This window comes from Streptomyces sp. Q2 (assembly GCF_056820935.1).
Genome location: NZ_JBXEJE010000009.1, coordinates 222,121 through 237,653, shown reverse-complemented (window position 1 = coordinate 237,653; position 15,533 = coordinate 222,121). Strand labels below are relative to the sequence as shown.

12 protein-coding genes and 1 pseudogene are annotated in these 15,533 nt (G+C 70.3%); 4 read left to right on the top strand and 9 right to left on the bottom strand.

Annotation, left to right across the window (positions count from 1 at the left end; genetic code table 11):
• The first annotated feature begins 45 nt into the window (after positions 1 to 45).
• Positions 46 to 2,267: pseudogene (locus ACWBNA_RS12600) on the top strand (PTS fructose transporter subunit IIABC).
• A gap of 91 nt (positions 2,268 to 2,358) precedes the next feature.
• The gene (locus ACWBNA_RS12595) at positions 2,359 to 2,613 is read left to right on the top strand and encodes a hypothetical protein (RefSeq protein ID WP_482704384.1); all 255 of its coding nucleotides are present in this window, start codon (positions 2,359 to 2,361) and stop codon (positions 2,611 to 2,613) included.
• 59 nt (positions 2,614 to 2,672) lie between these two features.
• Here ACWBNA_RS12595 and ACWBNA_RS12590 read toward each other — a convergent pair whose 3' ends face one another.
• The 3 genes from ACWBNA_RS12590 to ACWBNA_RS12580 all read right to left on the bottom strand — a co-directional run bounded on the left by ACWBNA_RS12590 (position 2,673) and on the right by ACWBNA_RS12580 (position 5,985).
• Positions 2,673 to 3,419 (bottom strand): DUF6227 family protein, encoded by a 747-nt coding sequence (locus tag ACWBNA_RS12590; protein ID WP_482704383.1) that lies wholly within the window; start codon positions 3,417 to 3,419, stop codon positions 2,673 to 2,675.
• A gap of 186 nt (positions 3,420 to 3,605) precedes the next feature.
• Positions 3,606 to 4,826, bottom strand: a complete 1,221-nt coding sequence (locus ACWBNA_RS12585; protein ID WP_482704382.1) for a L,D-transpeptidase — start codon at positions 4,824 to 4,826, stop codon at positions 3,606 to 3,608.
• Positions 4,827 to 4,956: 130 nt separating this feature from the next.
• Positions 4,957 to 5,985, bottom strand: a complete 1,029-nt coding sequence (locus tag ACWBNA_RS12580; protein ID WP_482704381.1) for a P1 family peptidase — start codon at positions 5,983 to 5,985, stop codon at positions 4,957 to 4,959.
• Positions 5,986 to 6,273: 288 nt separating this feature from the next.
• Between ACWBNA_RS12580 and ACWBNA_RS12575 the strand changes: the two genes are divergently transcribed.
• Positions 6,274 to 6,450 (top strand): hypothetical protein, encoded by a 177-nt coding sequence (locus ACWBNA_RS12575; protein WP_482704380.1) that lies wholly within the window; start codon positions 6,274 to 6,276, stop codon positions 6,448 to 6,450.
• A gap of 26 nt (positions 6,451 to 6,476) precedes the next feature.
• Here the strand turns inward: ACWBNA_RS12575 and mscL are convergent, their stop codons facing one another.
• The 6 genes from mscL to ACWBNA_RS12545 all read right to left on the bottom strand — a co-directional run bounded on the left by mscL (position 6,477) and on the right by ACWBNA_RS12545 (position 12,491).
• A complete protein-coding gene (gene mscL, locus ACWBNA_RS12570; protein ID WP_482704379.1) occupies positions 6,477 to 6,941 on the bottom strand; it encodes a large conductance mechanosensitive channel protein MscL in 465 nt (154 codons plus the stop codon).
• A gap of 138 nt (positions 6,942 to 7,079) precedes the next feature.
• A complete protein-coding gene (locus ACWBNA_RS12565) occupies positions 7,080 to 7,664 on the bottom strand; it encodes a hypothetical protein (RefSeq protein ID WP_482704378.1) in 585 nt (194 codons plus the stop codon).
• 177 nt (positions 7,665 to 7,841) lie between these two features.
• Positions 7,842 to 8,675 (bottom strand): S-methyl-5'-thioadenosine phosphorylase, encoded by an 834-nt coding sequence (locus ACWBNA_RS12560; protein WP_482704377.1) that lies wholly within the window; start codon positions 8,673 to 8,675, stop codon positions 7,842 to 7,844.
• Positions 8,676 to 8,959: 284 nt separating this feature from the next.
• A complete protein-coding gene (locus ACWBNA_RS12555; protein ID WP_482704376.1) occupies positions 8,960 to 9,295 on the bottom strand; it encodes an FmdB family zinc ribbon protein in 336 nt (111 codons plus the stop codon).
• A 67-nt stretch (positions 9,296 to 9,362) separates the two neighbouring features.
• Positions 9,363 to 10,625 (bottom strand): MFS transporter, encoded by a 1,263-nt coding sequence (locus ACWBNA_RS12550; RefSeq protein WP_482704375.1) that lies wholly within the window; start codon positions 10,623 to 10,625, stop codon positions 9,363 to 9,365.
• Positions 10,626 to 10,901: 276 nt separating this feature from the next.
• A complete protein-coding gene (locus ACWBNA_RS12545) occupies positions 10,902 to 12,491 on the bottom strand; it encodes a potassium/proton antiporter (RefSeq protein WP_482704374.1) in 1,590 nt (529 codons plus the stop codon).
• Between the two features lie 185 nt (positions 12,492 to 12,676).
• Here ACWBNA_RS12545 and ACWBNA_RS12540 point away from each other — a divergent pair, with 185 nt between their 5' ends.
• Positions 12,677 to 15,475 carry a penicillin acylase family protein gene (locus tag ACWBNA_RS12540; protein ID WP_482704373.1) on the top strand — a complete coding sequence of 933 codons (2,799 nt, stop codon included), beginning with the start codon at positions 12,677 to 12,679 and terminating at the stop codon, positions 15,473 to 15,475.
• Positions 15,476 to 15,533 lie beyond the last annotated feature (58 nt).

Sequence of the window (15,533 nt, the reverse complement as noted above, 5' to 3'; positions counted from 1 at the left end):
CGCCCACCACACCCCCTGGGCGATACGCGTGCGAAGGAGCCCGCGATGAGCGAGATGATCACCGCGGACCTGGTCGACCTCGACCTGTCCGCCGACACCAAGGAAGCGGCGGCGCGTGCCCTCGCCGAGCGCATGGTCGCCCTGGGCCGGGTGACCGACCTGGAGGGCTTCCTCGCCGACGTGGCCGCCCGCGAGGCACAGATGCCGACCGGCCTCGACGGCGGCATCGGCATCCCGCACTGCCGCAGCGAGCACGTCACCGAGCCGACGCTCGCCTTCGGGCGCAGCACCCCCGGCATCGACTTCGGCGCGCCGGACGGCCCCGCCGACCTGATCTTCCTGATCGCCGCCCCCGCGGGCGCCGACGACGCCCACCTGACGATCCTGTCCTCGCTCGCCCGGCAGCTGATGAACGCCGAGTTCACCGACGCACTGCGCGCGGCGGGCGACGCGGCGGCCGCGGCGGCACTGATCCGCGGCGACGAAGAGGCCTCCGGTGCCTCCGGTGCCTCCGAGGACTCCGGTGCCTCCGGAAACTCCGTGGCGGCTTCGGCGGCGGCCTCCGCCGAAGCCGCCACGGGCAACGACGGCGACTCGGACGGCGACCCCGACGGCCGGCCGTTCCGCATCGTTGCCGTCACCTCCTGCCCCACCGGCATCGCCCACACCTACATGGCGGCCGAGTCGCTGGAGAACGCGGGCCGCGANCCGCCGACCCCGCCACGGGCAACGACGGCGACTCGGACGGCGACCCCGACGGCCGGCCGTTCCGCATCGTTGCCGTCACCTCCTGCCCCACCGGCATCGCCCACACCTACATGGCGGCCGAGTCGCTGGAGAACGCGGGCCGCGAGGCGGGCGTCGAAGTCGTCGTCGAGACGCAGGGCTCGGCCGGCTTCACCCGGCTCGACCCGGCGGTGATCGCGGCGGCGGACGGCGTGATCTTCGCCCACGACGTGCCCGTACGCGACCGGGACCGCTTCGCCGGCAAGCCGACGGTCGACGTCGGCGTGAAGGCAGGCATCAACAAGCCCGCCGAACTCATCGCCGACGTGCGCGGCAGGGCCGAGCGCGGCGAGGTCACCGCGGGCGCCAGGGGCGGTACGCCCGTCGAACAGGCCGGCGAGGCCGGCGACAGCTACGGCACCAAGCTCCGCAAGTGGCTGATGACGGGCGTCAGTTACATGGTGCCCTTCGTCGCCGCGGGCGGTCTGCTGATCGCTCTCGGCTTCGCGATCGGCGGCTGGAAGATCGCCGACGCGCCCTCGGTCATGAAGCACTTCTCCTGGACCGAGATCGACAGCTGGGGCGCCCTGATGTTCCAGATCGGCGGGGTCGCCTTCGGCTTCCTCATCCCGGTCCTCGCCGGATACATCGCGTACGGCATGGCGGACCGCCCCGGTCTCGTCCCCGGCTTCGTCGGCGGAATGATCTCCTCGCAGATCGCCGCCGGCTTCCTGGGCGGCCTGGTCGCCGGTCTCCTGGCGGGCGGTGTCGTCCTCGCGATCCAGCGGATCAGGATCCCGCCGGTGCTGCGCGGCATCATGCCGGTGGTGGTGATCCCGCTGATCTCCTCGCTGATCGTCGGCTTCCTGATGTTCGTCGTGGTCGGCAAGCCCATCGCCGAGGCCCAGAAGGGCATGACGGACTGGCTGTCCGGCCTCTCCGGGTCCAACGCCATCCTGCTCGGCGTGCTGCTCGGCCTGATGATGTGCTTCGACCTCGGCGGCCCGGTCAACAAGGTCGCGTACGCCTTCGCCACGGCCGGCATCGCCGTCCAGGCCCCCAGCGACTCCGCGATGAAGATCATGGCCGCCGTGATGGCCGCGGGCATGGTCCCGCCGCTGGGCATGGCGCTCGCCACGACCCTCCGCAAGAAGCTCTTCACCCCCACCGAGCGGGAGAACGGCAAGGCCGCCTGGGTCCTGGGCGCCTCCTTCATCTCCGAGGGCGCGATCCCGTTCGCCGCGGCCGACCCGCTGCGGGTCATCCCGGCCTCCATGGCGGGCGGCGCGGTCACCGGCGCCCTGTCGATGGCCTTCGGCGCCACGCTGCGCGCCCCGCACGGCGGCATCTTCGTGGTCCCGCTGATCGGCCACGCCTTCCTCTACCTGATCGCCATCGCGGCGGGTGTGTGCGTCACCACCGCGGTGGTCGTCGTACTGAAGAGCATGCGCAAGCCGGCCCCGGGAGCCGTCACCGCCGAGTCGGCGGAGGCCGGCTCGGCCGCCCCGGCCGCACAGCGGAAGCAGCCGGTCGCGGCATAGCCTTTTGATCCGCTGTGAGTTGTTCACGGCACCTGCGAGATACGTCACGGTCCGGGACCAAAGTCCCGGACCGTGGTGTCTACTGGGGCGCATGCCTGAGCACGTCTCCATCGCCCAGCTGCTTGGTATGACCTTTCTCGTCCTGGTGACCATCGCCTGGGGAGCCGGTCTGGTCTTCATGCTGCGCCGAGGCCGCGGCGAAGCCGCCCTGTGGCCCTCCGCCCGCGTCCTGCCCGCCCTCCCGCACCAGCGGCAGGTGGGCCCGCCCCGGGAGTCGGTCGAGCTGAGCCCGGCGGAAGAGGACGCGTTCGCGGGACTGGTACGACGACTCAGCGCCGACCGCTGACCTGCTCCGGCCGCTGACCCGCGCCGACCCGCTGCTCGCGGGCGGGCAGTCCGCTGACCTCAGGAAACCCGCGCCGCCCGACGCTCCATCGCGTCCCGGGCGGCGTCCTCGCTCTCGTACACCTCGCACATGTGGCGTCCGTCCGGCGTCGCCGTGTGCTCGACCTCCCAGAGGGAGACCTCCGCGCCGTCACGCAGCAGGAACGCGTGCTCGTAGAGCGAGAAGCACAAGCCGATACGGCCCGCGCGGCCGGGGCGCCCGAAGGCCTGCGTGATCTGATGCGCGAACGCCGTGGCCAGCCGCGCGGCCGTCTCCGCGTCCGGCCGGTCCGCGTTCTCCGCCCGGCGCAGCACCCGGCGGGCGTGGTCCGCCGAGCCGTCGGGCTCGTACGCGTGCCGGGGCGTGGGGATCGGCGACAGCTGAACCGTCACCGGCAGCTCGAAGTCCGGAGCGTCCGCGGGCAGCGGCAGCCGCGCGGTGGCCGCGCGCAACTCCTCATCGTCCACGTACACCTCGTGCTGCGGGTCGCTGCCCGGGGCGGTGTTGTGGACGAGCTCCCACAGGGTGAGCGCCGAGCCGTCGGCCAGCAGCCACGTGTGCCGGTACGTCTCGCGGTGCAGCCCCGCGCTGTGGTGCGCGGAGTGCAGTGAGCTGTCGTGCGCCAGCGCGCAGTCCAGTCGCTGAATCGTCTCGTCGGGCAGCTCGAAGGAGTTCAGGGCACGGCCGAGGAGCCGCGCGAGATGCTCCTCCGGAGACTCGGGCGACTCGGGTGGTTCGTACGCTGCCGTCTCGTACGGAACGCTCAAGGTTTCTCCCGGCGTTGCTGCATGTCACCTTGTGGGTGCATACCGTAGCCCCTCGGTCGGACATCATGTCCGGGAACCGAGAAAACGTACGCCCGGAAAACGGGTGCGCCGCGGGGAAAGTTCCCACGCGGCCCGTCGATTCGTCAAAAACCGCCGGTCAGAGGCCACTTGGGTGGCGGTCCGCGGTCATGCCGCGCTGCCCGCGATCCACTCGCTCCACGACATGTTCCAGCCGTTGAGCCCGTTGTCCGGCGTCACCGTCTTGTCGGGGGAGTTCTTGACGATCACGACGTCCCCGATGATCGAGTTGTCGTAGAACCACTTGGCGGGCGTGTCTCCCTGAGCGCCCTTCACGTCCTGGAGCCCGACGCAGCCGTGGCTGGTGCCCTCGCGGCCGAAGGGCGGGTTGCCCTTGTTGTACCAGTAGTTGCCGTGGATGAAGGTCCCCGAGGTGGTCAGACGCATCGCGTGCGGCACGTCCGGGATGTCGTAGGCGTTGGCGAGGTCGACCGTCCTGCTGTCCATGCGCAGCTTGGTGAACTTCTCCGAGATCACCATCTGCCCGTTGTACGTCCTGAACTCCGCGCTGCCCGCCGAGATCGGCACCGTCTTGTAGGTCCTGCCGTCCCGCGCGACCGTCATGGTCTGCGTGTTCACGTCGACGGTGGAGACCTGCGAGCGTCCGACGGTGAAGCTGACCGTCTTCTTCTGCACGCCCTGGACGCCGTTCGCGCCCTCGACCCCGTCGAGGTCGATCTTCATGGTGACCTTGGAGCCGGCCTTCCAGTACTCCTCGGGCCGGAAGTCGAGCCGCTGCTCCCCGAACCAGTGCCCGACCACCTTCTGCCCACTGCTGGACGACACCGTGATGTGCGACTGCACGGCCTTCTTGTCGCTGATGGCCTTGTCGAACTTGAACGACACCGGCATCCCGACGCCCACCGTCGTCCCCTCGTCGGGCGTGTACGTCCCGATGAAGCTGTTCGCCGAACTGACGGTGGTGAAGGTCGAGTCGGCGGCCGTGACCCGTCCGTTCGCGTCCTTCGCCCTCGCCGTTATCTCGTACTTCGTCCCCCGCTCCAACTGTTCCTTCGGCTTCCAACTGGCGCCGTCGGCGGATATCGCCCCCGGTACGGCCGTCCCCGCGTCGGCCTCGGTCATCTTCACGTCCGTCAGCTTCCCGTCGCTGACCTTGACGCCGGTCGTGTTGATCGACGCACCGTTCGAGCCGTTCTCGGCCGAGATGGCGATCTTCGCCGCAGACGTCTTCGAGGAGTTGTCGCCGTTCTTGTCGTCGTCGTTCTTGGCATTGGCGCTTGCACCGCACGCGGTGAGGGTGAGCGCGCCGACCATCAGGGCGGCACAGGCCCCGAGTGCGCGCCGCGCTGTCTTGTCCGGCGTTGTCACGAGCTGCTCCAGTTTCAGATGGTGTGTTCGGTCCGCTCCAGTGCGTGGAGAAAGAGGGGATCGGTCGACGGTCGGGTTCCCAACGACCGCCGTGAACGCCATCACGTGACAGAACCGGGACACATTCGCGTCAGCGGCCCCCGTACAACTCCTCGTACGACGGCCACGCCCCGCCCGGCCCGTCCACCGACCCGGCTGCGCGTACGGCACGCACGATGGCGCGGGTCACGACGTCGGCGGCCGCCGCGAGGATCTCGTTCAGCGGGAGCGGGCGCTCGGTGTCGAGCGGGCGGGCGCCGGTCGCCAGCGCGAACACCGTGTCGCCGTCGTGGAGCAGGTGCACCGGCCGTACCGCCCGTGCGATGCCGTCGTGAGCCGTGCCGGCCACCTTCTGTGCCTGGGCTTTCGACAGGTCCGCGTCGGTGGCGACCACCGCGAGCGTGGTGTTGAGCGGGGGAGGCGCGCTTGCCGTCGCGATCTCGGCGAGGCGCCGACGCGCGGCCTCGTGGACGTGGGCGTCCGGATACTCCACACGTCCCTGGAACAACTCCCCGTACAGCACCCCCGTTTCGGGATCCTCCACCGACCCCGCCGCATTCGCCACCACCAGGGCGGCCACCGTGATCCCCGAGTCGAGGACGATGCTCGCGGTGCCCACGCCCCCCTTCATCAGCCCGGCCGCGGCGCCCGTACCCGCGCCCACGCAGCCCTCCCGCACCCGTGCGCCGGGCTCGCTCGCCGCGGCCGCCTCGACGGCGGCCCGGCCGGTGGCCGCGTCCGGCCGGGCCCGGAAGTCGCCGCCGCGCCCCAGATCGAAGACACAGGCGGCGGGCACCACCGGCACGACGTGCGCCGGGTCCGCCCCCACCCGCACCCCGCGCCCCTGCTCCTCCAGCCAGGCCATCACCCCGGACGCCGCGTCCAGCCCGTACGCACTGCCGCCGGTCAGCACGATCGCGTCGACCTTCTGCACCACGTTGCGCGGGTCGAGGGCGTCGGTCTCCTTGGTGCCGGGTCCGCCGCCCCGCACGTCCACGGCGGCCACGGCGCCGCCCTCCGGGGCGAGCACGACCGTGGTGCCGGTGAGCCAACCGTCACCGGTGCGGGTCGCGTGCCCCACGCGCACGCCGGCGACGTCCGTCAATGCGTCAACTGTCATGGGTCCCAGTCTCGTCCAGCGCCGACCCCGGCCCGGGACCTCAGGACCGCCGGGTGCCGTCCGGGCCGCCTGTCTGTTCTCCCGGCTCCCGTGTTCTCTCCGCGCCTGTGCTCCCTCTGCGCCCGTGCCGTCCCGGCTCCCGTGCTCTCCGAGGCGTCCCGGCTCCCGTGCTCTCCGGGGCGTCCGCGCCGTCAGCGTCGGCCAGGGGAAGCGCAGGGAGCGCCGTGATCTTGTGAACGCCTTCACGACCCGGCGGGGGTCCGACGCCCCTAGCCGTACCCTTGACGCATGACCACCGTCCCCGAGCCCGAGTCGCGCGAGCCGAAGCCCGCGCTGGTCTTCGACGACCCGCTGGACCAGCAGTCCTCGGACGACACGGACCGAGGGTGGGGCGAGCGACCCGGCAGCGACAGCGCGGCCGACCTGAAGCGCTTCCTCGACGAGAAGCCGCCGCACCACCTGTGAGCCGGGCGGGCCGCCGCCCGCCACCGCTACGGCTCGTCGTGGCCCGAGCCGCGCTGCCGCTGCTGCGCGAGCAGAGCGTCGCGGATCTCCTTGAGCACCTCCAGCTCGGACACCTCCATGACCTCCTGCGTGCCCTCCTTCGCCTTCCTGCGGGCCTCCTGCAGGGCGAGGTACTTCGACATGGGCAGGACCATCAGGAAGTAGACGACGGACGCGGTGATCACGAAAGTGAGCGTGGCACCGAGGACCGAGCCCCACAGGAGCCGGATCCCCTCGTCGCCCGTGCAGTTGTCGCTCAGGCAGGAACTGTAACTGTCGAGGTTCTTGGTGCCGATCGCTCCGACCAGCGGGTTGATGAGCCCCTTCACCACCGAGTTGACGATGTTGGTGAAGGCGGCGCCGATGACTACCGCCACTGCCAGATCGACAACGTTCCCGCGCATCAGGAAGGCCTTGAAGCCCTCCCAGACGCTCGGCTTCTTCTCGCTCACGTAGGGGACTCTCCTCGCATGCACAGGTTGTGGAACAAACAGCTCCGCAACCTACGTCAGGGCGAGGCGACCCTGTCCAAGTGGGTGGCACCAACGCGGGGCTTGACGAGAAGGCGCGAGGTCCGGGAATCGCGCGGCTCAGCACAGCGTCACCGCCAGCCGGGCCGTGGCGCTCGCGCCGGCGAGGTTCGCCGCGGTGGAGCGCGGCACCGCGAGGACGACCAGCGCTCCGGTCTCGGTCGCGCCGTCCAGCGGCTCCGGCACCTTCGTGACCCGCGCCCCGCGCGCGACCACACGCGCGTCGCCACCGGTCGCCGTCTCCTCGGCGGCGATGACGTCCACCCGGTCGCCGGGACGCAGCAACCTGACCGTGGCACCGTCGGCGATCCGCACCGGCGCCGTCACGGTCTGCACGGCACGGTGTTCCCGTACCGGATCCGCCCCCGGATGCCCGCGGGTCCGCTCGGCGTCGCGCGGGCCCGCCGCCACGAGCGCCGCCGCTGTGACGGCGAGGCCGACCGCCACGGCCCGCCTGCGGTGCCGTACGAGCCGCTGAACCTGATACCGCCCGCCGCGGACCCGCACCGGGGCGAAGTGCGGCACCTCGCACGTCGGGGGAGCGTCCGTGCCGAGCGGGCGCGGGGAGGGAGGAGAAATGGCAGAAGAGGGATAGAGGGAAGGAGAGGGACAAGGGGAGGAGGGCGGAGAAGGAGCGAAGGACATGGGAACCACCACCTGCGACGACGAGGAATCGGCCTGCGATGCCACGATGAGGCTTCGCGCCGATCCCCGCTGAGGCCGGTGGGCTACTGGCGGGTTGTGGACAACTCCCTCACCCGAACGGGAAGTTCTGCCGCCCTGGAGTCACCGCCGGTCACCGCCGCCCACACCCACACGGGGCTACGGCAGTGCGAACCCCGGGTCCATCCCGCCCAGCGCGTTCGAGCACAGGCAGTCGCGCTCCTCGGCAGAGGGCAGCGCGGCCACCGCGTCGAACAGCACACCCCGCAGACGGTCCACGTTCGCCGCGAACACCCGCAGCACCTCGTCGTGGGAGACGCCCTCACCCGTCTCGGCGCCGGCGTCAAGGTCGGTGACCAGGCTCAACGACGTGTAGCAGAGCTCGAGTTCACGGGCGAGCGCGGCTTCCGGATGACCGGTCATGCCGACCACCGACCAGCCCTGCGCCTGGTGCCACAACGATTCGGCACGGGTCGAGAAGCGCGGCCCCTCGATCACCACCAGCGTGCCGCCGTCCACCGGCTCCCAGTCCTGCCCGCGGGCCGCCTTCAGCGCGGCCGTCCGCCCGGCCGGGCAGTAGGGGTCGGCCAGGGACACGTGCACCACGTTCGGCACCGAGCCGTCCGGCAGCGGCAGCCCGTCGAAGTAGGTGCCTGCCCTGGACTTCGTACGGTCGACCAGCTGGTCCGGCACCAGCAGCGTGCCCGGCCCGTACTCGGGGCGCAGTCCGCCCACCGCGCACGGGCCGAGGACCTGGCGCACCCCGACCGACCTGAGGGCCCACAGGTTGGCGCGGTAGTTGATCCGGTGCGGCGGCAGATGGTGGCCGCGGCCGTGCCGGGGCAGGAACGCGACCCGCCGGCCGGCGACCTCGCCGAGGAAGAGGGAGTCGCTGGGTGACCCGTAGGGGGTGTCCACCTGGATCTCGGTCACGTCGTCGAGGAACGAGTAGAAGCCGGAGCCCCCGATTACGCCGATCTCTGCGTTCGCCATGACCAGCACAGTAACCGGCGCCGTCCCGGACCGGAGCGCGGGTCCGGAAACAGGGTCCGCAGCCGAGGTTCACGCAGCTCACCACGGCCCCCGGCGTCCGCAGCCGAGGCTCACACCGCAGCGCCACGGACCCGAGGCTCACACGCAGCGCCACGGACCCGAGGCTCACACGCAGCGCCACGGACCCCAGGCCCGGAGCCCCTGGTCACGGAAACACCCCGGTCATGGAAACAGCGAGAACCCTGCCGTCGTACGACGGCAGGGTCCCGTGAGCGTGTGCGGCCTTACGCGGCCGAGCTGCTGCTGGACGAGGTGCCCGTGCTCGACGACTTAGTCTTCGAGTCCGAGGACGACGAAGAAGAGGACGAGGCGGACGACGAGTCGGACTTCGTGTCCGAGGACGTCGACGACTTCGCGGACGCAGGCGAGGTGCTCGACGAGGAGCCGCGGCTGTCGTTGCGGTAGAAGCCGGAGCCCTTGAAGACAATGCCGACCGCGGAGAACACCTTCTTCAGGCGTCCACTGCAGTTGGGGCACTCGGTAAGGGCGTCGTCGGTGAACTTCTGCACCGCCTCGAGGCCCTCGCCGCACTCGGTGCACTGGTACTGATAGGTGGGCACTGTCTTCCTCCTGGCACTCTCACTCAATGAGTGCTAACGATGGTCCATAGTGACGTATTCCTGAGCATCAGTCCACTGTCACCGGCAAGCGGTGACCGACGCCACGTGCGACGGTGCGGCTGTGCGGCCGTACCGAAAGGCGTGAGCGCAGCGCCAGCAGGGTCGTCAGGGCGAGCAGTGTGCCGCCCATCGGCACCAGGAATCCGGCGCCCTCCCGGAAGCCGTCCTCCAGTTGTCCGGCGACCGTGACGGCCGCCGCCTGTCCGAGGGCGACCGCGCCGGTCAGCCAGGTGAAGGCCTCGGTGCGGGCCCCGGCCGGAACCAGGCCCTCGACGAGGGTGTAGCCCGTGATCAGAGCGGGGGCGATGCACATCCCGACGAGCAGGCCGAGGCCGGCCAGGACGAGCACCGAGTGGGCGGCCCACAGACCGGACGCGGTCAGCGCGAGGGCGACGTATCCGACGAGCAGCCGCCGCCGCGGGGCGACCTTCCACGCGATGGCGCCGCAGACGAGCCCGGAGAGCATGTTGCCCGCGGCGAAGGTGCCGTAGAGGACGCCGTTGAGGCCCGGTTCGCCGATCGACTCGGAGAAGGCGGCCAGCGAGACCTGCATACCGCCGAAGACGGAGCCGATGCCGAGGAAGGCCACGATCAGGACGCGCACCCCGGGGATGCGAAGAGCGGAACCGTGCTGCACGCGCGCGTGCCCCTTGGCGGCGACCGGCGGCTGTGTGCTCTTCTGCGCGGCGAACAGCAGGCCGCCGACCAGCGTCAGCGAAGCCTCCGTCACCAGACCCGCCGCGGGGTCGACGGCGGTGCACAGGGCGGTTGCCAGCAGTGGGCCGAGGACGAAGGTCAGCTCGTCGGTGACGGACTCGAACGCGGCCGCGGTGGACATCAGGGGCGAGTCCTGGAGCTTCACGCCCCAGCGGGCGCGCACCATGGGGCCGATCTGGGGCTGCGAGGCGCCCGTGGGCACGGCGGCGACGAGCAGCGCCCACAGGGGGGCGTGGGCCAGCGCGAGGCCGGTCAGGGCCAGGCCCGACAGCGTGTGCACGAGGACGCCCGGGACCAGTACGGCGCGCTGCCCGTGGCGGTCGGCGAGGCGGCCGGTGTAGGGAGCGAACAGCGCCATGGAGACGCCGGTGACGGCCGCGGCGGCGCCGGCCGCGCCGTACGAGCCGGTGGTGTGCTGCACGAGCAGCACGATGGAGACGGTGAGCATCCCGAACGGCTGGCGTGCCGCGAAGCCGGGGAGCAGGAACGTCCAGGCGCCGCGCGTGCGCAGCAGTTGCCCGTAGCCGGGACGGGGGGTGACCGTGGATGCCACGGCCCGTGCCTTTCTGCCGCCTGGTAGCGCGGCCCCCGGTCGGGGGCGACGGCGCCGAGAGCTGTCCTCTTGCGCGGACTGCGGTAGATACCGGCGCCCACTGAGGGGGTGTCCCGGCCGCCATACGGTCGCGCCAGCACTGCGTCAGGCAGAGTTGGTTCGATCGGAATGCGCCTTCATCGTACAGGGATCAGGGCCCGGTGAGCCTGTGAAAACGAGCACCATGGGTGTTGTCACCTGCGATGGTGCGAGGCGTGAAGGGTACGAAACACGCCCTTAATGACCCGTGTCGGTGCCGTTCGTGCCCAGCCACCCGGCCAGCTTGCCGCCGCGTCCCACCGCGCGCAGCCGCCGCTCGGCCGCGTCCCGGACCGGATCCGTGGCGACCACGAGGAGCTCGTCGCCCCGTCGCAGCACCGTCGTCGGCAGCGGAACGAACGATTTCCCGTCACGTACCACCAGGGTGACCCCGGCCCCCGCCGGCAGGCGCAGCTCGCCCACCTCCACGCCGTGCATCCTCGACCCGTCCGGAATCGCGACGGACAGCAGATGGCCGCGCAGCCGCTCCAGGGGCGCCGACTCGATCCCGAGGTCGGCGGCCTCGGCGTCTCCCCCCAGCCTCAGCTTGCGGGCGAGCCACGGCAGGGTCGGCCCCTGGACGAGGGTGTAGACGACGACCAGGACGAAGACGATGTTGAAGATCCGGCGGCTGGCCTCGACGCCCTCCACCATGGGGATGGTCGCGAGAATGATGGGCACGGCGCCGCGCAGTCCGGCCCAGGACATGAGCGTCTGCTCCTGCCACGGCACGCGGAACGGCGTCAGGCAGAGCACCACGCTCAGCGGTCGCGCCACCATCGTCAGGACCAGCCCGATGACGAGCGCGGGCAGGATGTCGTCGCCCAGCTCGTGCGGGGTGACCAGCAGGCCGAGCAGGACGAACATGCCGATCTGGGCGAGCCAGCCGAGCCCGTCGGCGAATCCGCGGGTGGCGGGCCAGTGCGGCAGCTTGGCGTTGCCCATCGCCATCGCGGCGAGGTAGACGGCGAGGAAGCCGCTGCCGTGCGCCAGCGCGCCCGCCGCGTACGCCGTGACGGCGATGGCCATGACGGCGATCGGGTACAGGCCTGAGGCCGGCAGCGCCACGTGCCGCAGGCCCCACGAGCCCAGCCAGCCCACCGCGATGCCGACGGCGGCGCCGATGGCCAGTTCAAGGCCTATTTCGGCGATGAGCATGTACCAGTGCTCGACGGGGCCCGCGGTGGAGAAGGAGACCACCAGGATCACGACGGGAGCGTCGTTGAAGCCGGACTCGGCCTCCAGCGTGCCCGTCACGCGCGCGGGCAGGGGGATCTTCCGCAGTACGGAGAAGACCGCCGCGGCGTCCGTCGACGACACCACCGCGCCGATGATGAGCGCCTGGCGCCACTCCAGGTTGATCAGATAGTGCGCGGCCGTCGCCGTGACCCCCACGCTCACCGCCACTCCCACCAGCGCCAGCGTGGAGGCGGCCGGCAGGGCCGGCTTGATCTCCTTCCACTTCGTGCCGAGGCCACCTTCGGCCAGGATCACGACCAGGGCCGCGTATCCGATGACCTGGGTGAGTTCGGCGTTGTCGAAGTGGATGTCGCCGATGCCGTCCTGGCCCATGGCGATGCCGATCCCCAGGTACACGAGCAGGCTGGGGAGCCCGCTGCGCGAGGAGATCCGGACCGCTGCCACAGCGACGAGCAGGACGAGCGAGCAGACGAGCAGGAGCTGGTTGAGATGGTGGACAGTCAGCGGCCGTTCCCTTCCCTGGCTCGCACGCTGCACGCGCGCGGGCTCACGTACATAGGACACGAAGTGGTGACGCTTCGCACCCAAGTACTTCGTTACCTTACCTAACTCTTGACGATTTCTTGACTCTCCGCGGCGCGTGATCGAACGTACGCCCGTCTGGTTCCCGACTCCGCGTCAAGGGGCGCCTGGCCCTGCGCCTATGGTTGCTCCAGCGCTCAGTCAAAAGCACAGCCCGCCCTGCCGCTCGCGTTAGGACAGCAAGGACAGCGATGCCCCCCACCACCACCGCCTCTTCGGGTCAGCAGCCCGGCAAGTCCGGCAGGAAGAAGGGGCGCAAAGCCCGCTTGTTCGTCCTCGTGCTGGTACTGGCCATCATCGGGGGCGTCGCCTACGGAGCGTTCTGGTCGATCAGCACCGTCCGGGCCTCCTTCCCGCAGACGCAGGGTTCCCTCACACTCAAGGGCCTGTCGGGGCCCGTGGACGTCAAGCGCGACAGCTACGGCATCCCGCAGATCTACGCCTCCTCCGACGCGGACCTGTTCATGGCACAGGGCTACGTCCAGGCGCAGGACCGCTTCTACGAGATGGACGTACGCCGGCACATGACCTCCGGGCGCCTGTCGGAGATGTTCGGCAAGGGCCAGGTCAAGAACGACGAGTTCCTGCGCACCCTGGGCTGGGACCGGGTCGCGAAGGAGGAGTACGACAAGACGCTGTCGGCCTCCACGAAGAAGTACCTCCAGGCCTACGCCAAGGGGGTCAACGCCTACCTCCAGGGCAAGGACGGCAAGGACATCTCCCTGGAGTACGCGGCCCTCGGCTTCGAGAACGACTACAAGCCCGCGGCGTGGACCCCGGTCGACTCGGTCGCCTGGCTGAAGGCCATGGCCTGGGACCTGCGCGGCAACATGCAGGACGAGATCGACCGCGCCCTGATGACCAGCCGTCTCGGCCCCAAGCAGATCGCCGACCTTTACCCCGAGTACCCGTACAGCCGGAACCAGACGATCGTCCAGCAGGGCCAGTACGACGAGCTCACCGGGACCTTCGAGGGATCCGGCGGCACGTCCGGCAGCGGAACGTCCACGAGCGGCACCAGCGGCACCAGCGGCACCGGCGGCACCGGCGGCACCGGGACGGGCGCCTCGTCCTCGACGGCAGGTTCCGCCCTGCAGAGCCAGCTGACGGGCCTGCAGAACATCCTGGACGACGTCCCGACGGCCGTCGGCGTGAACGGCAACGGCATCGGCTCGAACTCCTGGGTCGTGTCCGGGCAGTACACCATCACCGGCAAGCCGCTCATGGCCAACGACCCGCACCTGTCGGCCTCGCTGCCGTCCGTCTGGTACCAGATGGGCCTGCACTGCCGGACCGTCTCCGCCACGTGCCAGTACGACGTCAGCGGCTACACCTTCGCGGGCATGCCCGGCGTGATAATCGGCCACAACCAGGACATCTCCTGGGGCATGACCAACTCCGGCGTCGACGTCACCGACCTCTACCTGGAGAAGCTCAGCGGCGACGGCTACCTGTACGACGGCAAGGTGAAGCCGTTCACCACGCGCGAGGAGACCATCAAGGTCGCCGGCGGCGCATCCAAGAAGATCGTCGTCCGCGAGACCAACAACGGGCCCCTGCTGTCCGACCGTGACGACGAGCTCGTGAAGGTCGGCAAGAAGGCCTCGGTCGACACCTCCGCACCCGACCGCGGCGACGGCTACGGCATCGCGCTGCGCTGGACCGCGCTGGACCCGGGCACCTCCATGGACGCCGTCTTCGCGATGGGCAAGGCGACCGACTGGAACGGCTTCCGCAAGGCCGCGGCCCTGTTCGACGTGCCCTCGCAGAACCTCGTGTACGCCGACACCGACGACAACATCGGCTACACCCTGCCCGGCAGGATCCCCACGCGCGCGGAGGGCGACGACGGCTCCATCCCGGCGCCGGGCTGGAACTCGAAGTACAAGTGGACCGGCTTCATCAAGCAGGACGAGCTGCCCTACGAGTACAACCCGGAGCGCGGCTACATCGTCACCGCCAACCAGGCCGTGGTCGACCAGGACAAGTACCCCTACACGCTCACCACGGACTGGGGTTACGGCACCCGCAGCCAGCGCATCACCGACCTGATCGAGCAGAAGATCAAGGGCGGCGGCAAGATCTCCACCGACGACATGCGCCAGATGCAGCTGGACAACAGCAGCGAGATCGCCAAGCTGCTCGTGCCCCAGCTGTTGAAGATCAACCTCGACGACCCCGACGTCCGCGAGGCGCAGGAACTCCTCGAGGGCTGGGACTACACCCAGGACGCCGACTCGGCGGCGGCCGCCTACTTCAACTCGGTCTGGCGCAACATCCTCAAGCTGGCCTTCGGCAACAAGCTGCCCAAGGAACTGCGGGTCAAGGGCCAGTGCCTGTGGGTCGACCCGCTCAACACCACCGGCCCGGTCGACGAGACCGGCAAGGTGCGCGAGTGCGGCCAGCGCGACGCCGACCAGGCGCAGCCCGACGGCGGCGACCGCTGGTTCGAGGTGGTCCGCAACCTGATGGACGACAAGAACAGCGACTGGTGGACGACGCCCAAGTCGGGAACCCGCCTCGGCGCCGACAAGAACCGCGACAAGCTGTTCGAGCGCGCCATGATCGACGCCCGCTGGGAGCTGACCGCCAAGCTCGGCAAGGACATCGACACCTGGAGCTGGGGCCGGCTGCACCGCCTGTTCCTGAAGAACCAGACCCTGGGCACCGAGGGCCCCGGCTTCCTGCAGTACATGCTCAACCGCGGCCCCTGGAAGCTCGGCGGCGGCGAGGCGGCGGTCAACGCGACCGGCTGGAACGCGGCCGGCGGCTACGACGTCGTCTGGGTGCCGTCGATGCGGATGGTGGTCAACCTCGGCGACCTCGACAAGTCGAAGTGGATCAACCTCACCGGTGCCTCAGGGCACGCCTACAGCGCCCACTACGTCGACCAGACGAGCAAGTGGGTCAACGGCGAACTGCTGGACTGGTCCTTCTCGGCCAAGGCGGTCGACGACAGCACGAGCGACACACTGGAACTGAAGCCGTGACCCACTGACGGCACTGACGGCACGCCGTCGAACCGGCCCTCCACGCGCGCGTGGAGGG